At 54.5% G+C, this 19,593-nt stretch carries 18 protein-coding genes; 4 read left to right on the top strand and 14 right to left on the bottom strand.

Annotation, left to right across the window (positions count from 1 at the left end; all coding sequences use genetic code 11):
* Positions 1 to 53 precede the first annotated feature (53 nt).
* Positions 54 to 272, top strand: coding sequence for a hypothetical protein (locus tag AC8GFP_RS08070; RefSeq protein WP_506612029.1), 219 nt, complete (start codon positions 54 to 56; stop codon positions 270 to 272).
* 5 nt (positions 273 to 277) lie between these two features.
* Here the strand turns inward: AC8GFP_RS08070 and fliD are convergent, their stop codons facing one another.
* From fliD to AC8GFP_RS08005, 13 genes are all read right to left on the bottom strand, one after another.
* Entirely contained in the window at positions 278 to 2,356 is a 2,079-nt protein-coding gene (gene fliD / locus AC8GFP_RS08065) for a flagellar filament capping protein FliD (protein WP_506612027.1), read from the bottom strand.
* Positions 2,357 to 2,413: 57 nt separating this feature from the next.
* Complete coding sequence (gene flgL / locus AC8GFP_RS08060) at positions 2,414 to 3,343, bottom strand: flagellar hook-associated protein FlgL (RefSeq protein ID WP_506612025.1); 930 nt, start codon at positions 3,341 to 3,343, stop codon at positions 2,414 to 2,416.
* 15 nt (positions 3,344 to 3,358) lie between these two features.
* Positions 3,359 to 6,424, bottom strand: coding sequence for a flagellar hook-associated protein FlgK (gene flgK, locus AC8GFP_RS08055; RefSeq protein ID WP_506612023.1), 3,066 nt, complete (start codon positions 6,422 to 6,424; stop codon positions 3,359 to 3,361).
* The gene (locus AC8GFP_RS08050) at positions 6,421 to 6,939 is read right to left on the bottom strand and encodes a rod-binding protein (RefSeq protein ID WP_506612021.1); all 519 of its coding nucleotides are present in this window, start codon (positions 6,937 to 6,939) and stop codon (positions 6,421 to 6,423) included. Before AC8GFP_RS08050 ends, flgK begins: the two co-directional genes overlap by 4 nt.
* 6 nt (positions 6,940 to 6,945) lie before the next feature.
* Complete coding sequence (locus tag AC8GFP_RS08045; RefSeq protein WP_506612019.1) at positions 6,946 to 8,079, bottom strand: flagellar basal body P-ring protein FlgI; 1,134 nt, start codon at positions 8,077 to 8,079, stop codon at positions 6,946 to 6,948.
* 16 nt (positions 8,080 to 8,095) lie between these two features.
* On the bottom strand, positions 8,096 to 8,782 hold the full coding sequence (locus tag AC8GFP_RS08040; RefSeq protein ID WP_506612017.1) for a flagellar basal body L-ring protein FlgH: 687 nt from the start codon (positions 8,780 to 8,782) through the stop codon (positions 8,096 to 8,098).
* 15 nt (positions 8,783 to 8,797) lie between these two features.
* A complete protein-coding gene (gene flgG, locus AC8GFP_RS08035) occupies positions 8,798 to 9,583 on the bottom strand; it encodes a flagellar basal-body rod protein FlgG (protein ID WP_506612015.1) in 786 nt (261 codons plus the stop codon).
* A gap of 48 nt (positions 9,584 to 9,631) precedes the next feature.
* Positions 9,632 to 10,396 (bottom strand): flagellar basal body rod C-terminal domain-containing protein, encoded by a 765-nt coding sequence (locus tag AC8GFP_RS08030; RefSeq protein ID WP_506612013.1) that lies wholly within the window; start codon positions 10,394 to 10,396, stop codon positions 9,632 to 9,634.
* Between the two features lie 22 nt (positions 10,397 to 10,418).
* Entirely contained in the window at positions 10,419 to 14,621 is a 4,203-nt protein-coding gene (locus AC8GFP_RS08025; protein WP_506612010.1) for a flagellar hook-basal body complex protein, read from the bottom strand.
* A gap of 38 nt (positions 14,622 to 14,659) precedes the next feature.
* Entirely contained in the window at positions 14,660 to 15,358 is a 699-nt protein-coding gene (locus AC8GFP_RS08020) for a flagellar hook assembly protein FlgD (RefSeq protein WP_506612008.1), read from the bottom strand.
* A 19-nt stretch (positions 15,359 to 15,377) separates the two neighbouring features.
* Complete coding sequence (flgC, locus tag AC8GFP_RS08015) at positions 15,378 to 15,806, bottom strand: flagellar basal body rod protein FlgC (protein WP_506612006.1); 429 nt, start codon at positions 15,804 to 15,806, stop codon at positions 15,378 to 15,380.
* Between the two features lie 3 nt (positions 15,807 to 15,809).
* The gene (gene flgB, locus AC8GFP_RS08010; protein ID WP_506612004.1) at positions 15,810 to 16,193 is read right to left on the bottom strand and encodes a flagellar basal body rod protein FlgB; all 384 of its coding nucleotides are present in this window, start codon (positions 16,191 to 16,193) and stop codon (positions 15,810 to 15,812) included.
* Positions 16,194 to 16,376: 183 nt separating this feature from the next.
* A complete protein-coding gene (locus AC8GFP_RS08005) occupies positions 16,377 to 17,438 on the bottom strand; it encodes a LysM peptidoglycan-binding domain-containing protein (RefSeq protein ID WP_506612001.1) in 1,062 nt (353 codons plus the stop codon).
* 82 nt (positions 17,439 to 17,520) lie between these two features.
* On the opposite strand from AC8GFP_RS08005, the gene flgA reads away from it, so the two are divergent.
* The 3 genes from flgA to AC8GFP_RS07990 all read left to right on the top strand — a co-directional run bounded on the left by flgA (position 17,521) and on the right by AC8GFP_RS07990 (position 19,288).
* Positions 17,521 to 18,405 (top strand): flagellar basal body P-ring formation chaperone FlgA, encoded by an 885-nt coding sequence (gene flgA / locus AC8GFP_RS08000; protein WP_506611999.1) that lies wholly within the window; start codon positions 17,521 to 17,523, stop codon positions 18,403 to 18,405.
* A 134-nt stretch (positions 18,406 to 18,539) separates the two neighbouring features.
* On the top strand, positions 18,540 to 18,857 hold the full coding sequence (gene flgM, locus AC8GFP_RS07995) for a flagellar biosynthesis anti-sigma factor FlgM (RefSeq protein WP_506611997.1): 318 nt from the start codon (positions 18,540 to 18,542) through the stop codon (positions 18,855 to 18,857).
* 8 nt (positions 18,858 to 18,865) lie between these two features.
* On the top strand, positions 18,866 to 19,288 hold the full coding sequence (locus tag AC8GFP_RS07990; protein WP_506611995.1) for a hypothetical protein: 423 nt from the start codon (positions 18,866 to 18,868) through the stop codon (positions 19,286 to 19,288).
* On the opposite strand, the gene AC8GFP_RS07985 is transcribed toward AC8GFP_RS07990, so the two are convergent.
* On the bottom strand, positions 19,265 to 19,582 hold the full coding sequence (locus AC8GFP_RS07985; RefSeq protein WP_506611992.1) for an EscU/YscU/HrcU family type III secretion system export apparatus switch protein: 318 nt from the start codon (positions 19,580 to 19,582) through the stop codon (positions 19,265 to 19,267). The genes AC8GFP_RS07990 and AC8GFP_RS07985 overlap by 24 nt on opposite strands.
* Between the last annotated feature and the right edge of the window lie 11 nt (positions 19,583 to 19,593).

Below are 19,593 nucleotides of genomic sequence, written 5' to 3'. Positions count from 1 at the left end.
AGTACTGAAGCGTCGTGCCGATTCTGCCAAGGGACACCCTTGGGCAGACGCACATGATCATCGAACGACTGGAACTAAATCAGCTGGCACTCACCAGCAACATCCTCACCATTGAAAACCTGGATGTGGGTGACAGCATTTTTTGTGAAGACATGAAGAAAGCCCACAGCTTGCGGGCGCTGTCGTATTACTTTTTGCGCACCCGCAAACTGCCTCGCAAATTTGTTTTTCGCAAAATGGACCACGGCTGGCGCATCATTCGCGTGAAATAAACGCCTTATTTGTTGGTGTAGGTGGCCATCATGCCTTCAAAGGTGGACTTCAAGCTGGTCTTCTGGCTGTTGACGCTGCCCACCAAGCTGTCCATCGCGGCAAATTGTTTTTGATAGCGGGCCAACAAAGCATCCATGCGCAGTTGAAGCTTGGTTAAGCGCTCGCGGTATTTGGTGTTCTCGGTGTTGGCGTTCTCGCTCTTGGTCAGCAACACGCCGGTTGGTGCCAAGAAATTCGTCAGCTTGCGCACCGCATCGCCTGCAATACCGGCTGGCAAGTTAGTGTAAGGGCTGAGTTTGTTGTAGCCCCCGGTGAACATCTTGGCAATATCGTCCACGCCATTCAACAATGCTGCATCCAACTTGGCTTCATCCAGGCTCAACACGCCGGTTTGGTCCAAGCTGAAACCGAGTTGGCTCATCGACTTGTAGGTGGTGCCTGGGGTGCTGGAGTTGCTGAAAATCAAAGAGCGCATTTGCGAGCGCACCATGCGCACCGTGCTGTCGCCCACCAAGGTTGTGCCGTAGGTTTCCAGCGTCGACTTGGGGTTTGTGGTCTCTTTGATGATGTTGTCAAAGTCGTTGTAAGCCACCACCAAGGCGGTCAGTTTGGCCTTCAGGTCGGCGGTATCGCGCGACATGGTGATGCTGGCGGGCGTGGTGCTGACAGCTTTCAGGTTCAGCGTCAGGCCCGGCACGATGTCGGTGATGGTGTTGGATTTGCGGGTGTAGGTCAGGCCATTGACGGTGACGCTGGCATCGGCTGCCGCCGAACCCGTGGGCACGGTGAAACCCGCGCCAAAAACGCCGTTTGCATCATCACTGCTGATGCTGAAACCTTCAGTGGCCCCATTGGCCCCGGTGATCATGACTTTGAAAGGATTGGCACTGCCGTCGTTCACCAACTGGGCTTTGTAACCTCGGTTGGATGCATTGATGGCGGCCACCACGCCCGCAGGCGTGTCGTCAAATGTTTTCTTGACCAAGCCCATGCCGGTCAGGGTTTTGCCCGAAGCAGAGGTGACTTGCAAACCAGTGCTGCTGCTGTAGGTGACCGAAATATCATTGGTGCTGTCCAAGGCGCGCAATTGCGACTGGATGTTGGCGGCCAAGTCACTCATGCTGGCCGTGGTGGGGGCCGGGTAGATGCTGCGCACCGTGCCACCAATGGTGATGTTGAAGGCGCTGAAGTCGTTGACCGAGGGCACCGTGCCAAAGCTGGCACCGGTGATGGTGCTGTCGGTCACGATGCCCACATTCGCACCATTGTCCAAATTCACCACGGTGGACTTGGACAAAGCGGGGTTGGACACCACGCGCGTGCTGGTGGCCGAGGTGATGTTGATGCTGGTGCCGTCATACACCACACTCAAATCTGCGCTGCCGTCCTGGACACGCAATTGCTTTTGCAAATCAATCGCCAGGTCGTTGAGGGTGGCAGCTGCAGGTGTGGGTGTGATGTTGAAGGTTTTGCCGTCCACTACGACCGCAAAATTTTTGAAATCATTCACCGAGGGCACCGTGCCAAACGATGGCGCGGTGATGGCAGCGGTGTAGGTGCCATAGGACATGGTGGTGCCCACGCTGGCCGTGTTGTTGCCCGTCAGGGTGAGCGCGAAACTGTTGCCGCCATTCAAAGAGGTGGTGGCCAAGGCCGATGAACCACTGACACTACGTTGTGCTTGCGAAATGGCATTGACCACGATTTGATGGTCGCCCGCCGCCGCTGAGGTGCTGGCCACCACATTCACCGCACTGGTGTTGGTATTGGCCAAGGTCAGCGAATTGAAATTGTCCTTGTCTTTCAAAGCCGACATCGCGGTTTTGAGCTCGGACATCATGAACATGACGGCCGACAAGCCGCTGACTTTGCTGTCGTTCTTGGCAATCTTCGCGTTGATCGCGTTCTCTTGCGGCACCTTCTCGGCGTTCACCAAGTTCTGCGCCAACGAGGCCACGTCCACGCCCGAGCCTGCGCTCAAAGACGTGAGGATTTTTTGCGCATTGGCCTTGTTGGCAGCGGCCACATCCGCCGCGGTGGTGGCGGCGGTGGAGGTGCTGGAGCTGACTGCGGAGGTGGCCATGGACTTTAGGGGGTAATCGTCAAATGAATCGGATCAATGGAGGAAAACTTGAGCTGATCAATTGATGTAGTTGAACAAGCTGAGTTTGGAAATCTTGGCAAAGCTGCTTTGCGCGGCTTCCAAGGCCAGTTGGTCCTTGTTCATCTTGGTGATGGCTTCGGTGTAGTCCAAGTCTTGGATGTCGGACATGGTGGTTTTCAGGCGCAGTGTGATTTCATCCAGCACATTGTTTTGCGAATCCACCACGTTCAAGTCGGTGCCCACTTGGGCTTCGGCGTCACTGATGCCTTGCTGCAAATGGTCAATCTCGGCCATGCCTTGCTGGATGCCCACCCGGTTGCTGCCCTTGACGGCTTCAATCAGGTCACTCAAGGCTTGGAAAAAACCCACACCAACCCGCCCGCCTTTGCCATCGCTGCGCACCACATTGCCAAAGGCATCGGAACCGGGAATGTTCAGGTTCATGCGCCGGTTGTCGCCCACGGCCACCACCATGCGGGTTTGGTCACCCTTGTAAACAATCACGCCCTTGGCATCTGGGCCAAAGGGCACTTGGCTGACACGGCTGCCCGCAAAAAAGTAATTGCCATTCGAGTCTTGCGAATTGGCCAAGCTCAAAATTTGATTGCGCAACTCATGCAATTCAAGCGAGATGGTTTTGCGGTCGGCGGCACTCAAGGTGTCGTTGGCGGCTTGGACGGCCAACTCTTTCATGCGAAACATCACTTCACTGGTGTTCTTCAAAGCCGTTTCTTCGCCCAACAAGCGGGTTTCCATCGACTTGATGTTGCCTTGGTAGCTTTTTTGGCGGGCGATTTCAGACTCCAAGCGCGTCACCAACGAGGCTTTGTCGGGTTCGTCGCTGGGCTTGGTAATTTGCTTGCCAGTCGAGAGCTGTTCTTGGGTTTTGGCCAAGCTGCCTTGGACATTGCCCAGCTGGGTGCTGGCCTTGTCAAAAAACATGCTGGTAGAAACTTTCATGACCATGGGGAACTCTCTTTATCAGCGTATTTGCACAATGGAATCAAACAATTGACCAGAAATTTGCAGCGCCTTGGCAGCCGCTTGGTAGGCTTGTTGAAAACGAATCAAATCTGCTGCTTCGTCATCCAAATTCACACCGGAAACTTTGTCACGTGCGCTTTTGGCTTGGTCGTTCACCACGGTCAAGGCTTGTTGCGTGATGCGGGCTTGCTGCGCGGCATTGCCCACGTCATTGACTTGATCGATGTAACTCTCTGCCAAGGTTTTGTTGCCCACAATTTTTCGTTGGGACAAATCCGCCATGACCAACATGTTTTCGTTGTTGCCAATACCGTCGTTGTTGCCATCCACTTGGAACACATCGCCGACATCGGGGGCGCGTGAAAACTTGATGGCCAAGCCCTGGTAGTTGATGACCGGGTCTAAAACGGTATTGTCATAACGGCGGTTCACCAACTCGGTGTTGGTTTTGCCATCCATGATGACGTAACGGTCGGGCTCGATGAATTTGATTTGCAGGTTTTGCGCCCGCAGTTTGTCTTTGGGGTCGATCGGTTCGCCATCAAAGCTGGCGGCAATCGTGGCTTTGCCTTGACCGGTGACAAACACCAGCAAGTCATCCGGCACTTTGCCTTCAATGTAGGCAGCGGTTCTGAAGCCGAGCAAGCTGAGGTCAAAGGGTGTGCCCGTTTGACGCGCATCGACGGGGCCGTACTCGCCAAATGACAGTCGAATATCGGACTTGGTCGGGTCACCCAAGCGGCGCGTCATGCGCACCATGCCATGGAACTTTTCCGACCCTTCGCTGATGTTCAAACTCAGGGCGTTGGACGACTTGCCGCCTGAGTCCAACGGGCCGATTTCAATCGATTCGCCCTCTTTACCCAGCACGTTTTCTAAAATCAAGTCACCGTTGTCAGCCAACCGCGCGGTCACGCCGGTGGCTTCACTCTTGATTTGAATGGCTTGCACAAAAGTCAGCAGGTCTTTGTATTGCGCGGGGAACTTGGCGCCCACAGGCAGCTTGCCAATCACCACACCGTTGATGGTGAGTTCTTTGTGGAAATCAAGTGAGGCCGAAGGCAAGCGGATTTCATTGAAAATTTCCGCATGCTTCAAGTCATTGGCATGCACATCCGCAGCCTCAAGGTGTGCGGCTGCTTTGGTGCCATTGAAGCCCCGAATCAAGCCGGTGAGTATGGTTTTTTTGCCGTTGGTATCTGTCTCTTTGCCGGTGAAATAAATTTGCTCCTCGCCGATGCGAATCACACCGCCTTCGTCTGGAAAGAAATCCGTGTTGCGCACCTTCAAGGTCAAGTCCGCGGCCGACATGGACGCTTGTAATAACGACTTGTCCGAGGTGAAACTGGGGTTGCTGTCAACTCCCGCATTCAACCAGTCTGCAACTTGTTGTGGGCCCAATGTTTGATCGGCATCAAGTTTCAACTCGCCCAAAGCCATGTCATTGAGTTTGATCGCGCCTTTGGGGATCACCACCAATTCAGTCGATGAAGCGATAGGCACGACGCGTTTGCTGACCAATTGAGCTGGCACGGGTGTGGGATCGTCGGGCTGACCGAGTTTGTCGAACTGCTGCTCATACAACACACTGGCCTTGGTGCCATAAAACACATTGGTGTCCAAGTAGCCCTTTTCGCCCGACATGTTCATGTAGGCGTCGCTGTAGGTCAGTGCCGGGTTGAAACCGTTGTCGGTATTCAACATCTGGAACTTCTCATCCTCCGACAAACTGGTGCCAATCAGGTGACGACCATCGCGTGTGAGCAACTGCAAATGCTGTCCTGGCTTGACGTTGTCCAGGTAAATCGTGGGCTCCGTGATGCCAGTGGCAATGGTCGTGACAGGTGCAAACAAGCGCCCACCACCCACTTCAATACCAACCGGATTGTTGGTAAAGGGGTTGTCAATCAAATTCAGATTGCTGATGCCAAGCGGCATCTCTGAAGGCACGAAACTGACCCGCGCCCGCACATCGCTGGCGTTGTTGGTGTTCTCGCTGACGCGGAACAAGCCACCAGTGGTCACGCGCATCGGGTCTTGCAACAGCACGCGGATGCCCAGTGATGCTGATGCGGCATTGGGGTCGATGCGCAGCAAATCCACGCCAATTTGGCCATAACCGTCAATGCCACCGCGCTGGATGGTGTTGACTTCATTGACAAAGGTTTGCGCCAAAAAATCCAGGCTTTTTTGCGCGGGTTCCAGCACTTGGCTGATGAACGTGTTCAAGCCGCCAATTTCACCCCCGCTGGCACCCGACAAAGGCTCGGTGTTGCCGTAAGGGTCGATCACCATGTCCAATTGACTGACCGAATTCGGATCAAAACCAATCGGACGCGATTTCAAGCCGTCCACCACCAAGCTTTGCTTCATGGTGTTGCCCAAACTGACCGACACGATGCCGTTGTTGGTGAAGCTGGTTTTGATGCGCGAGAACTCTGAAATTTGCCGCAGCAACAAATCACGGCGGTCCAGCAACTCGGAAGACTGCCCTTCGAGCGTGGGGGATTTGGTGAGCTGTTGATTGACCAAGGACAGTTGCTCGGTCAGGGTGTTCATTTGGCCTGCCGCACTCTCCAAGGCTTGGCGGGTTTCCGTTGACACCAAATTCAATTGGCCTGCCAACTCGGCAAAACGCGAACCCACGCCTTCGCTGGAGCGGATGAAGCTGGTGCGCATGACCGTGGATGCTGGATCAACTGACAAACTGCGTGCGGCATCAAAAAACGTATCCAGCGCGGAGCTCAGGCCCACGCTCTTGTCACCCATGATGTCCATCACCCGTTGCGAATAGTTCACCAAGGGCTCTTGTGTGGCCAAGTCGGTGTTGCTGTTGCGCAGGTTGCTTTCGGCAAAGGTGTCGAAAGCCCGCTTGACAGCGGTGAACAGCACGCCCGTGCCCAAGTACATATTGGCTTGCTTGGACGGTGCGCTTTGTTGCAGCGTGGATGTTTGACGCGAATACCCTTCGGTGCTCACGTTGGCAATGTTGTTACTGACCGTGCCCAAGGCACGTTGATAAGCAGCAACGGCTGTACTGCTGATGCCCAACATGGCACTCATGGCTCACTCCTGGTGGATGGCAACTGAATGCTGTTGTGGATGGGCAAGGGTTTGATGATTTGTTTGGGCAAGGCCATGGCGTCTTGCACCTTGGGTTGCAAACTGATGGGCAACACCGGCTTGTGCAATGGCATACCGGCAGGAATCAAGGACTTGCTGCCTTCGCGCACGGCCAACATGTCGGCGGTGCTGGGTGTGGCTTGGTTGGCCGTCATTTGCTTGACCACCACATCGGCAAAGCCCAAGGCGTTGCGCTTGGCCATTTGCATGGAAATTTCTTTGTCGTACATGCCTTGGAATGTTTCCAAAGCATTCGACTGAAACATGTCACTTTTCATGACATTCGAGGCGTCTCGCATCGACTTGAGCATCATTTGAATGAACAAGGCTTCGAACTGTTCGGCCGACTCACGCAAAGCACCGGCTTCATTGCGCTGGGCTTTGCCGCGCAATTCGCCCAGCGCCGAAAAGTCCGTGTAGGACCTCGCGCTGCTGGTGTTGATGTAGTCGCTCATGGTGGTTTAGATGATGACGAGTTCAGCCCGCAAGCTGCCGGAGCTTTTCAAAGCTTCCAAGATGGCAATCAAGGCCGAGGGACTGGCACCGACTTGGTTGACCGCGTCGACGATGTCACGCAAGTCCACCCCTGGTTTGAACAAGAACATCGGGTTCTTCGGCTCGGTTACCGCAATGTCGGCGTTTTGCACTTCGACCGTTTGACCTTGCGACAAGGGATTGGGTTGCGACACCTCGTTGGTGGCCGTGATGGCCACTGAAATCGTGCCGTGTGACACGGCAGCTGCTGTGACACGCACGGCGCGGTTGATCACCACCGTGCCGGTGCGCGAATTGATGACCACGCGAGCATTCGGCTCAGCCGGTGTGACCTCGATGTTTTCCAACATGCCCATGAAGGCCACACGTTGATTCAAGTTTTCAGGTGCTCGTACCGATATCGATGTGCCATCAACAGCTTGCGCCACGTCTGGACCAAATTTTGAATTGATCGCTGAAACAATGGCGCTGCTGGTGGAGAAATCGTTGTCGCGCAGGTTCAGCACCAGAAATTCAGATTTTTCAAAAGGTGTTTCCACCATGCGCTCGACAATCGCGCCACTGGGAATGCGACCTGCTGTGGGCACACCAATCGCCACTTTCGAACCGGCTGCTGCCGCGTCGATGCCCGTGGCCGTGAGTGCACCTTGCGCCAGCGCGTAAATTTCGCCATCCACGCCGCGCATGGCCGTGAGAATCAAATTGCCGCCGCGCAAATTCGTGGCCTTGCCAATCGCCGACACATTCACATCAATACGCTGCCCTGGCTTGGCAAAGCCCGGCAAATCTGCGGTCACCATCACGGCAGCCGCGTTTTTGATATCGATTCGACTGGCAGAAGCGGCTTGTTCAAAGTCCGACAAAGGGCCGTCAATGCGGACCCCCATTTGCGCCAGCATGGCTTTCATGCTTTGCGTGGTGAACGGCACCGAGGCATCGTCACCCGTGCCTTGCAAACCGACCACCAAACCAAAACCAATCAATTGGTTGGAGCGCTGAGCTGCCACGGTGGCCAGGTCTTTCACGCGGTCGGCCCAAGCAGGCATGGCCGTGGCGAATGCCAAGGCCATCAAGACAGTTTTGAAACGAGGGGTTGTCATGTGCACTTGTCCAGGGTTAGAAAGGCCAGAATTTCAGCAGGCCTGAGGTACCCCAGCCTGGTTTGCTGGCTGCGGCCAATTCACCAGAACCACGGTAGGAAATTTGGGCATTGGCCAAGCGCAAGGATTGCACCGTGCCATTGGGTCCAATGTCTTGGGGACGAATCACGCCTGACACCTGAATCACTTCCGTGCCTTCTGACAAGCCGAGTTTCTTTTCGCCACGCACCACCAAATTGCCGTTGGCCAAAATTTCAATCACGGTGACCGTGACCGATCCACTCAAGCTGGCTTTTTGGTCGGCGGAGCCTTGGCCACTGCTGGCCGTTGTCGATTCGTTCAAATTGATGCCACTCAACAGGGGAATGGCTTTTTCAACACGTGCAGCCACGCCTGCGGGTACTGCCGTGTTCGAAGCTTCACGGCTGACATCTGTTTTTTGGCTGCGGGCGGCTTGGGTCGACTCGTTCAAAAGCACGGTGACCAAATCGCCAACTTGGTAATTGCGACCGCGACCAAACCAGGCATCGCTTTGACGGTTGCCATAAATGCCGCCGGTGGCTGGGCGTGATTGCTCATTGGCCAGAGGGTAAACCGGCGCAAAGTCGGGCGACGGTGTGAGCGGCGCCATCACGGGGTTGGGGTTGTTGGCACAAGCTTGCAAGCCCAACAGAACGAACAAGATCAAGAAAGATTTTTTCATGGCAGTCTCAATGAATTAGAGGTTTTGGTTCAAATACTTCAACATGCCATCGACCGATTCGATCGACTTGGAATTGATTTCGTAGGCGCGTTGGGTCTCGATCATGTTGACCATTTCTTCCACCACATTCACGTTGGAGGCTTCCAACGAGCCTTGGTTCAACACACCTGCACCCACCGTGCCGGGTTGCAGCAACTGCACCGGTCCGCTGGAGGCCGTGGCGGCCAACAAGTTGTTGCCCAGCGGCTTCAAGCCACTTGGGTTGACGAACTTGGCGATCTGAATTTGGCCCAGCACCTGCTGACCACCGCCAGCGACCAGCTCAACCGACACCGTGCCATCACGGCCAACGGTGAGTGAAGAAGCATTGCCTGGAATGGTGATTTGCGGTTCCAAGAAGAAACCAGTGGAGGTGACCAACTGGCCGGTGCCGGTCAGTTTGAAAGCGCCGTCACGTGTGTACGCGATGGTGCCGTCTTGTTGCTGGATTTGAAAAAAGCCGTCGCCCATGATGGCCACGTCCAAAGGGTTTTGACTGTTGATCAAATTGCCTTGAATATGCAGCTTCTCAGTGGCCACCACTTTGGTACCTGTGCCCAGCATCAAACCCGTTGGTGATTGGGTATTGGCCGTGGTTTGACCACCCGCTTGGCGGATGTTTTGGTAAAGTAAGTCCTCGAACACCGCGCGATCACGCTTGAAGCCCGTGGTGCTGACGTTGGCCAAGTTGTTGGAGATGACGTTCATGCGCGTTTGCTGCGCGTCCAAGCCGGTCTTGGCTACCCACAATGCTGCATCCATCAATTCACCTCTGTTTCAATTCATCAAAAAATCACCGCCTGCTGTGGCTCAACTCAGCTTCATCATGGAAGCGCCAGACTGATCGTTGTCATGACTGGTCTTGACCATGCGCACCTGTTGTTCAAACATGCGGGACTGCTCAATCAGTTTCACCATCACATCGGCTGGATTGACATTGCTGCCTTCCAGCGCTTGCGCGGTCACTGATGTCCGTACAGGACCAGTAGCAAAATCCGAGCCTGTCGGTTTATCGTGCACTTTGAACAGGCCGTCTTCGCGGCGTGTCATCAGGGTTTGACTGGCATCTCTGAGTAACAAAGTAGCAACCAATTCGGCTTGTTGTACGCCAGGTTGACTCGTATCGGTGGCATAAACACCGCCATCTTGGGCAATCTCGACTTTGGAGCCAGGCGGGATCGTGATGGGCGTGTTGCCCTCACCCATCACCGGATGGCCGTTGCCGGTCTGCAACTCACCATTTATTGACAGGTGCAAGTCGCCACGACGGGTGAAAGCCAGTTCACCATTGGGCGAGCGCACGCCCAAGACGGTTTGGTCGTTCATCATGATGTCCAGATCGCGGCCCGTGGCCATCAACGGCCCGGGTGTCATCTTGATGAAGTCCAAATGGGCTGCTTGCGGTTGGAAATTAGAGTCAAAACCCTCGCCCTCGGCCTTGAAGGCCTTCATCGACACCTCGTAAGAGCGCTTGAAACCGTTGGTTGCAATATTGGCCATGTCATTGGCCAGGTTTTGACGAGCCAATCGCATTTCAGTGATGGCGGCAGATGCATTAAAGGCTAGACGATCCATGTCGATTCTCTAAGGAGGAGCTTTACGCTCTGATTTGGATAATGGATTGGGTCATGGTGGTGCTGGTCTCAATCGCCTTGGCATTGGCCTGGAAGTTCCGCTGCTCCGTGATCAAGTCCACCAACTCTTGCGTCAAGTCGACGTTGGCACGCTCGGTGGCACCGGAGCGCACCGTACCGAAACCGGCTGAACCGGCTTCGCCGTACTTGGCCGCACCGGATGTGGCTGATTTGTAGTAGCTGGTGTCACCAATCTGGCGCAAACCCGTCGGGTTGGAGAAGTTGACCAAGACCACCTTGCCCAATGATTTTTGGGCACCGTTGGAGTAAGACGCGTTGACCAAACCATCGTCACCCACCGACAAGCCCACCAAGTCACCTTCAGGCGCACCGTCTTGCGACTGTGACAACACCGCGTAGGGTGAAGAGAACTGGGTTGATTTGGAATAGTTGATGTTGATGGTCAAAGCACCCTTACCATCAGGCAGGTACACCGTGTCCAACTGCGAACCCTGCTTGGGCGAGACCAAGTTACCGCCGGTGTCAAAGGTCAATTCGCCTTTTTCCAAGAAGATCGGCGACCATTCGGGCAGGTTCTTGAAGCCATCTGGGCTGAAGGTTTCCTTGCCAAACTCGTCGATGTACATGGCCACGGCCACGCCATTGACGGTTTGTGTGTACTGCGTTGGTTTGATCCAGCTTGATGTGTTGCCACGGCCGCCATCCACGTTGGCCAAGCCCCACTGGCTGTCGCCTGAAACCTTGATAAAAGAATTGGTGGAGGCTGTGCCGGTGGTGAATTTCAAGCTGTTGGTGCTGGTGTCATAAGACACGCGCACACCTGAAACCATCGAACCGGTCAAACCAGGTTGATCAGACGGCCCGGCCAAGCGGTTGATGCCGTTTTGCAAAGCCTGCACAAAACTATCGATCGTGTAGGTTTCTTTCGGTTCCAAATACACCGTGCCCTTGACATCATCGACCGAGACTACGAATTTGTTGTTGGTCAGGTTGACGCTGAAGTTGTTGTTGGCGTTGATGCCCAATGGCGAGCCATTCATGACCGCAGGTTCAGAATAGATGCCGCGAACAGCCAAGGTGGAAGGTTTGACTTCGTAGTCGCCATCAGCAGCCAAGCCCAAGCGTTCTGAAGCATAGGTGCTGGGGTTGCCGATTTTGATGCTGGAGGTGTCGCCGGTTGTGCCAGATTTGAAAATGAAGCGTTCGTTCACCGTGTCGTATTCGACCTTCATGCCGTAACGCTGCAATTTCAACGGACGGATGTAGTTGTTGGTGATCGAAGGTGAACCCGACAAAGTCAGGCCATCGCTGCCAACCTCTTGGGTAATGGGGGTGGTGATGCCCAACTGGTTGTTCAGGCCCGACAAGGTGATCGAGTTGCCCAACACGGGCACAAAGCTGAACTGCTGCGACACGGGGTCGTAACTGGCCGTGACCATGTTGTCTGCAGGCAGTGCCTCGATCAAGAAATTCCGTGAGCCCGTGGAGACTTTCGAGGCCGTGGTGGCATCGGCTGTCAAGCTGAAATTGGTGATGTTGGTGCCGCTGCTGTCAATGATCTTGAGGTCTTTGCCGTTGATCACGCTGACGGTGATTTTGGCCACACGCTCATCGGTATAAACCGTGGGGTCGGTGTCTTGCAAGGTGCTGCGGATTTTTTCTTGCAGCCGGTTCGCCAAATCGTTGATCGGGATGCTGGACAAGGTCAATTCACCCAAGCTCACGCTGCTCAAGGTGGTGCCATCATCCAAGGTCATGTCAAAGGACTTGAACTCTCTGCCGGTTGGCGTGGTGCCCAAGGGGAACGAGACATTCGACAAGGTGTATGAACTGGGTGTGAGGATGTTGCCATCGGCGTCTTGCACCATGTCTTGCTGAACCACAGCGCCGCCTTTGATCAGGCTGGGGTAGCCGGTGCTGCCACCGACGGTGGTGGTGTTGGCTTCCAAAGTCAGCGCACTGATGAACTTGCCACTGGGCTCTTTCGCCACCAAGGCATTGGTGTTGCGATCCCAGGTGATGCTGACGGCTGCGCCTTTGGTGGAGGCAGCACGAACCGCTGTTTGAATGTCTGCGGCAAACAAATCCAAGTGGTCAGCGTTGGTTGGATCGAAGGTGGCATAGCTGGGTGCAGGATCAATGCCGGTCAAGCTTGGAAATTTGCTGCTGTCCAAGGTGATGGTGTCTGTTTCCGTGGTGCCATCATTGATGGCAAAAGTGATGCTCTTGAAATGGCTCAGCAGGGGTTCACTGTCAATCGGTTCTTCAGCAAATTCAATGCTGGCAAGGGTTGTTTTGGACTCGTTGCTGGTCACTGTTGGCCCTGTCAAGCCTGTTTTGGCTGTCAGCGCCAAGGCGTTGATTTGGTGGCCACCCACATCTTTCACAATCAAGTGACCTGCCAGATTGGGATCCGTGGCAATCGTGACCTGGGCCGCTTCAAACGTGGACCAACCCATTTCCACCAACTTGGCTTGGGCCTTGTCTTGCAATTCTTGGGCGAAGACATCCAAGTCGCTGGGGTCGGAATCGCTCAGGTCGACCGTGATCGGGTCGCCGTCCAAGGTCATGGTCAGCGAGGTGTAGTCGCCAATTTCAGTCAAGGTCACACCATTCAAAGATTTTTGGTTCTCAATCAGATTCTGTGCGCCCGTGCTGATGCTGCGCAGCACGAAGTTGGAAATCTCGGCGCCGCCAGCATCGGTGACACGCACCTCATTGCCGTTTTGCACATTCACCGTGACTTTGCCAGCGGCTTCAGGCGTGTACCCCAAGCGTTGTTGCAAGTCCAACTGGATACGGCTTTGCAACTTGGTGGCCAAGTCTTCCATCGGTTTGGTGCTGAGCGTGGTGCCCAAGTCAATCTGATTCGAAACAACCTGCCCATCAATCGTCATGGTGTAGCCCTTGAACTCACCGGGTGAAGGGGATGCACTGAAAGCCACGTTCGACAAAACATTGCTGCTACCGCTGAGCTGGCTGTTGATTTTGTTGACCACTTGCTCGTAGGTCATGTCATCCGCATCCAATTGAATGGTGCGGTTTTGTGTCAAAGTGCCATCGGCATTGCTGGCGGTCACTTGAAACGTTTGTTGACCGGCAAAGTTGAAAAAGCGCTCGTCACCAAATTTACGATTCAAGACATTGGTGAATTCCTTGGCGATTTCAGTGCCCGACAAGCGCAACGGCGTGCCCGCCAAATGGTCCAATCCCACGCTCAAAGGGGTGCCGCTGCCATCCACGTCAATCTCAAACAAGTCTTTCAACTGACTGGGTTGCAGGGTGCTGAAATCAATGCCTTCCAAGGTGCTCAAACGGGGCGCTTTGCCGCCTTGCACCGTGGCAGGCTCGGAAGCGCGTTGATCGGTCAGCTGGTTCAAGGAGAATTTTTGGGTTTTGGCGTTGACCAGCAAGTCGCCCACTTCGCTCTCAGGTTTGAGCTGGCCGTATTTGTTGACATACATTTTTTCGCCGCTGGCCGGATCGGTGGCCTGTTGCAAGGCAGCAGCCACCAACGTTTCACCCACATACACATAGGTTTGCCATTTGTTGTTGGGGTCGGCCTGACTCGCGTTCTGTGTTTTGGCGTAGTACACCGTGGCCAAGTAACCATTGCCACCCTTGTCATACACGGTGAGCGCAGTGCTCTTGTTGTAGGACGCGGGGTCGTTTCGGTTGAAAGATTGCGTCACCACCTGCGCATCAGCAGGAAAGTTCAGACCCAGTTGCACCAAGGACGTTTCTTTGGCCATGCCGGTGGTTTTTTGCGGAATCGTCAACACGTTCAAGTCGTTCAAGTTGGCTTTACCGGTCGAGTCAACCGACGCCGCCATCAAACGCTGTCCCGCCGAGTTCACCACGTTGTATTGGTCGTTCATCATGAACGAGCCGTTTCGCGTGAAGATGTCTTGAAAGCCGTCGGCTGATTTCAAAGGAAAGAAACCATCGCCTGAAATAGCCAAGTCCAAGGTGTTGGACGAGAAGTTCATATTGCCCTGCCCAAACTCTTGGGTCACGCGCTTCAAAGACACACCCTGACCAATCGTGGATGTCGCTTTTTGCAAAGGCGAGGTGGCAAAAATGTCGCCAAAGTCGGCACGACTGCGTTTGAAGCCAACGGTACTCGCGTTGGCAATGTTGTTGGACGTGACGCCCAGCTGTGCAGTGGCTGCATTCAAACCGGTGAGTGAGGTAAAAAAGGACATGGTCTAGTTGCTCCGTTGAATTTCGTTCTGCTGCTGTATCAATAAGCGATGCGTTTGACATCGGTGAGGCTGACGCTCTTGCCGCCATCGACTTCCAACAGCCAGGTGTTGTCACCTGTACCGGCATTGCTGACACTGCGCACTGTGGACAAGGTGTTGACCACGGGTTGCATGGCTTTGCCCTGCGCACTGATGAGCACTTGCATGCTGTAAGTGCCATCGGGCATGGCAGCGCCGCCATCGTTCATGCCATCCCATGACAATTTCATGGCACCGGCCATTTGTGCGCCGAAAATTTGTTTGCGCACCACTTGGCCTTTGTCGTTCAAGATTTGCATTTGCACGCCATCAGCGCCGGTGGGCAAGTCCACGGTCGCATCAATAGGCTGACCGCCCAAGAGCACCAAGGGACCGTTGGGCACGGCCACTTTGCGGCCAATCATGGAGGCACCAGCCAACATCTTGTCGCCCTGCAGGCTTTGCGCCATGGCCTCCATGCTGTTTTTCATCGCCGTGGTGGCTTCAAGTTGCGAGAACTGCGCCAGCTGCGCCACAAAGGCCTCGTTTTTCACGGGGTCCAAAGGGTTTTGGTTTTTCAGTTGGGTGGTGAACAAGGTCAGAAATGCGCCTTGGTCCATGGTGTTGGACGGTGCTTTGACTTTGTTTTTGGCGATGTAGTCTTCGTAGCTGACGATGCCGTTGGGCAAAGGCGCTCTGGCGGGGGATGCTGTGGCCATGTCAATCTGCTTTCAGGTATCAGGATTTGGTGATTTCAATGGTGCGCATCATCAATTGACGAGCGGTGTTCACCACTTCCACATTGTTTTGGTAGGAACGTGAAGCGGCCATCATTTCGACCATCTCTTGCATTTCGTTCACGTTGGACAAATACACATAGCCGTTCTCGTCGGCAGACGGGTTGCCGGGGTCGTAAATGCTGCGAATCGGTGTGGGGTCGTCCACCACCTGGTCCACTTTCACGCCACCTTGGTATTGAAAACCGGCGTTGGTCATTTCTTCTTTCACCAAGGCCTTGAACACGGTGCGCTTAGCACGAAAGGCTTCGCCCTCGGATTTCGCAACAGTGGTGGCATTGGCCAAGTTGGAGGCGGTGGTATTGAGGCGCACGGTTTGCGCATTCAGCGCGGTGCCTGCAATACCAAATACGCTGTCAAGGGTTCTCATCGGTTATTCCCCTTTCAAGGCTTTGCGGATGCCGCTGATGCGGTTTTCCAGGAAGTTCAAGGTGGTCTGATAGTCAGCTGCGGCTTGACCGAACTGGGCTTGTTCCACATTGATCTCGACGGTGTTGCCATCAAAAGAGCTGTTGAAAGGCACGCGGTAGCGTTGTCCGTTATCGGGTTGCTCTTCGATCGCCGCGTAATGCTTGGCATTCGTGGCTGATAAATATTCGCGGGTGGTTTCCTTGAGCATGGCTTTGAAGTCCAGCTCTTCCGCTTTGTAATTGGGCGTGTCGGCATTGGCAATGTTGCGAGACAACACCTCCAAGCGTTGACTGCGCACGCCGAGGGCTCGCTCGTGAATGCCAAATGCTCCAGCAAATAAGTTCATGACACACCTCCTCGGTTGGTAGAAATCGCCGTTTTCACGACACCAAGCTCTCAAGTTGTGGAGCCTGCGGTCGATACTTGCAATTTGTGTGCCACCAAGGACTGAATACTTAGCACCGCGCTCAAACTGAACTCAGCGGCAAAACATGTCCGCCAGCTCGGTCCATCGGCAAAGCTTTGCCGCTTAGCGCAAATAGTCTTGGTTCAAATAAGCGCTCACGCGCAGCGCCTGAGCGCGTTGAGAGGCCTCTTGCGGGGCTTGGCTGTTTTTAGCCTGTGCCAAGGTTTGCGCATGCTCATGCTTGCTCAAACGTTCAATGGCATTTTGGTAAAGCCCTTGCATGATCGAGTTGCGGGTAATGGGTGCGCTTTTATCGCGGTTGACATACAACTGCTTGGCTTGTGTGCCCGCGATGTTCAAGTTCGCGTCCGGGGATTTGATGTTGCGCGCTGCAGGCGTGAGCACCGTCAGGTACAGGTCGTCCAAGCTGGTGGGGCCCATGCGCCGCAAACCCGTCTCATCGAAATACTTGCCCACCATGTCGAGTTGCTGCAAAACGCTGTGGCCCAAGATGGCCTTGGGGTTGTGGCCAAAGCCTGCACTGGCTGCGCCACGGTCTGGGCCATCACAGAATTGGATGATGCCGTGACAACGGTTGTTGGTGGCCTTGGGGTTCATGCCATCGCTTTCCATCAAGGTCATGCGGGCAAAGTCGTCGGGCGCAAACTGATAGGTGCGTGACATGCTGACAATCTTTTCAAACACCAACTGGCGTTCTTGGGGCGGTATGAACCCCTTGGCCACGGCCCGGTCCAAGGTTTTTTCAAGCACGGGGTGTTGCCCCGTGGCCAAAGATGGACGTGACAGGTTCAGGTTGCGCGCTTGTGCGGCTGAATTCATGGCCAAGGCAGAGTGGGCCGCTGGCGGTGCTTTTGCTAACTTTTGAGTTGCTTCTGCAGCCATGAATTCATTCAAAGCACTCATGTTCAGGCGTTGACCTGGGAAAATGCGGTCTGGGTTGCTGATGCCGTTGGCTTTGGCCAAGTCTTGCGACAAACGCAACGCCTGGGCGTTGTCGACCGGGCGACCCAGGGCCTCCATGTGGTTTTTCACAATGCTGCTGAGGGTGTCGCCGTCTTGCACCGCCAAGCTGGGCACCTTGGGATTCAAAATCGTCGAGGAATTGACACCAGGCTTGTGTTGCAACTGCGCCAAGGTTTGGGCAAAGCCCACGCGTGCAGGCATGCTGCCAGTTTGAGAACGCGCAACAACGTTACTGTCATTTGGATGTACAAATGTGGTTTTGACGAGTGCCTTTGGATCAATATTGAAGTTCATTTTGCGCTCGGTGGTGGTCAAAAAGGGTTGGCATCAAAGTTGCATCGGGTATGGGCATGACGCTCAAAACGTCAAAACATCCACACCCTTGGAGAACATCTTGCAAATGCTGTGCCGAACTTCAAAAAGAATGCAACAAACTGGTTTCAAGAAACTGGTGGCCTTTGGCTTGCTGATGGCCAGTGCCTGGGGTGCAGCTTGGGCCCAAAGCACGCCAGCCAACCCGGCTTGGAGCGCGATTGAGCAAGGTGCCAAGCAATTCGTGATCGACAACTACAAAGTTGACGCGCCGCTGGTGAACATCGTGCCGATGGACAGCCGCATCAAATTCTCAGCATGCACCGAGGTCATCTTGTTTGACCAACCGTTTGGCAACAAACAAAGCGTGCGTGCGCGTTGCGCCCAACCTGTTTGGCAGCATTTCGTCATGGTGCAAGTCCGCTCTGGCATCGGCGCGCAGCTGGCCACCGGCGGCGCCAACAACAGCGTCACCCGCTTGGTGTGGGTATCCACCCAATCCCTCAAACGTGGCACGACCATGCAACCTGGCATGTTCAAGCCGGTCGAGCAAAGTGTGGCGGCCCATGAAACACGCTATGTCAATGACGAGCGTGAATTGGTCAACACCGAGTTGTTGCGTGATTTGCCCGCCAACACACCGCTGAAATTACAAGACTTGAAACCCACCACCATGGTCAAGCGCGGTCAGCAAGTGACGGTGGCTGTGGGCGAAGGCAAAGGTTTTGTCATCACCGTGAAAGCCGAGGCCCAACAAGATGGGCTGTTAGGTGATCAAATCCGCTTGAAAAACCCGGAATCCGGTCGATCTTTGACAGCTGTGGTCACAGGTGTGAACATGGCACGCGGTTTGTGAGAATGAATTCAAAATGATTCATTTAAAGTTTGAAATTTTTTCCGGTAAAGCCCTCAAGTCTCAAGACTTGGGGTCGATACTGACGATAACGCAAAGAAAATTGCGACCAGTGCTCAGTCATTAAAGGACCCATCATGGCAGATCCCATCTCTTCCTCTCAATCCCGTGTGGCCCACTCTGTGGCAGCCAATCGCACAACCCTGGACAAACTGGATAAAAAACCGGTTGCCAGCAAACCCGAGCAGCCGATCGAGGCCAAAGCCCCCGCCAAGCCTCAAGGAGCCGATTCCGTGAACCTCAGCAATGTGAAGCAACGCATCGATGACCAACCTGGTTTTGACCGCGCCAAAGTGGATGCCATCAAGGCCGCCATTCAAAGCGGCAACTACCCGGTCAATCCTCGTCAAATTGCCGAGAATTTTGTGTCCCTGGAAAAAATGATCCAAGGTTGAACTGAGCCATGACGTCAACGACTGTTTTGGATACCCCCGAATCTGTGGAACAAGCCCATGGCTTGGTCGATCGTTTGGAAGAAGTGCTTGAACACGAGTTCAATGCGCTCAAGGTTCAAGACTTGGATCAGTTCGAGCTGCTACTGGGTGAAAAAAACCACCTGCTGAGCGAATTGGGCCGCCTCACCGGCGTGCAGCAACCGGATGACGCCGACAAATTGGGACCGCACTGGAATGAATTTCGCACCCGCATGATGAGCTGCCGCGACATGCACCGCCGCAATGAAATCCTCATCCTGCGCAAACTCGACGCCATCCGTGGCGCCCTCGAGAGTTTGAATGTGAACGACCCCACCAGCCCGGTGGAGGTCTACGACCGCCTGGGTCAAATCAAGCGACTGCGTCGCTTAAGAGGCTTTACCGAAGCTTGACGCGGTGGGCGCTGTGCCGCCCGCTTGCTTTTCATCGCCGGGCTGCATGCCCTTGAGCCAATACACCCACGACAAAATCACCGCCACCGCGGTGTACATGTCTTGCGTGATTTCATCGCCCACATCCAGCTTGCTGAGCAAGGCCAACAATTGCGGGTCTTCGGCGACATAAATCCCTTGTTTTTTGGCCTCGTTGATGATGCGCAGCGCCAGCTCGGACTGGCCCTTGGCAACGACTTTCGGTGTTTTCAAATGCCCATATTCCAGGGCGACGGCTTCTAAAGGTGTTTTCATGGGCATGGTTT

Source organism: Limnohabitans simekii (SeqCode), assembly GCF_965234735.1.
GTDB lineage: Bacteria > Pseudomonadota > Gammaproteobacteria > Burkholderiales > Burkholderiaceae_C > Limnohabitans > Limnohabitans simekii.
Note: the sequence above shows the minus strand (reverse complement) of the source record. Positions and strands in the feature narration are given on the sequence as shown.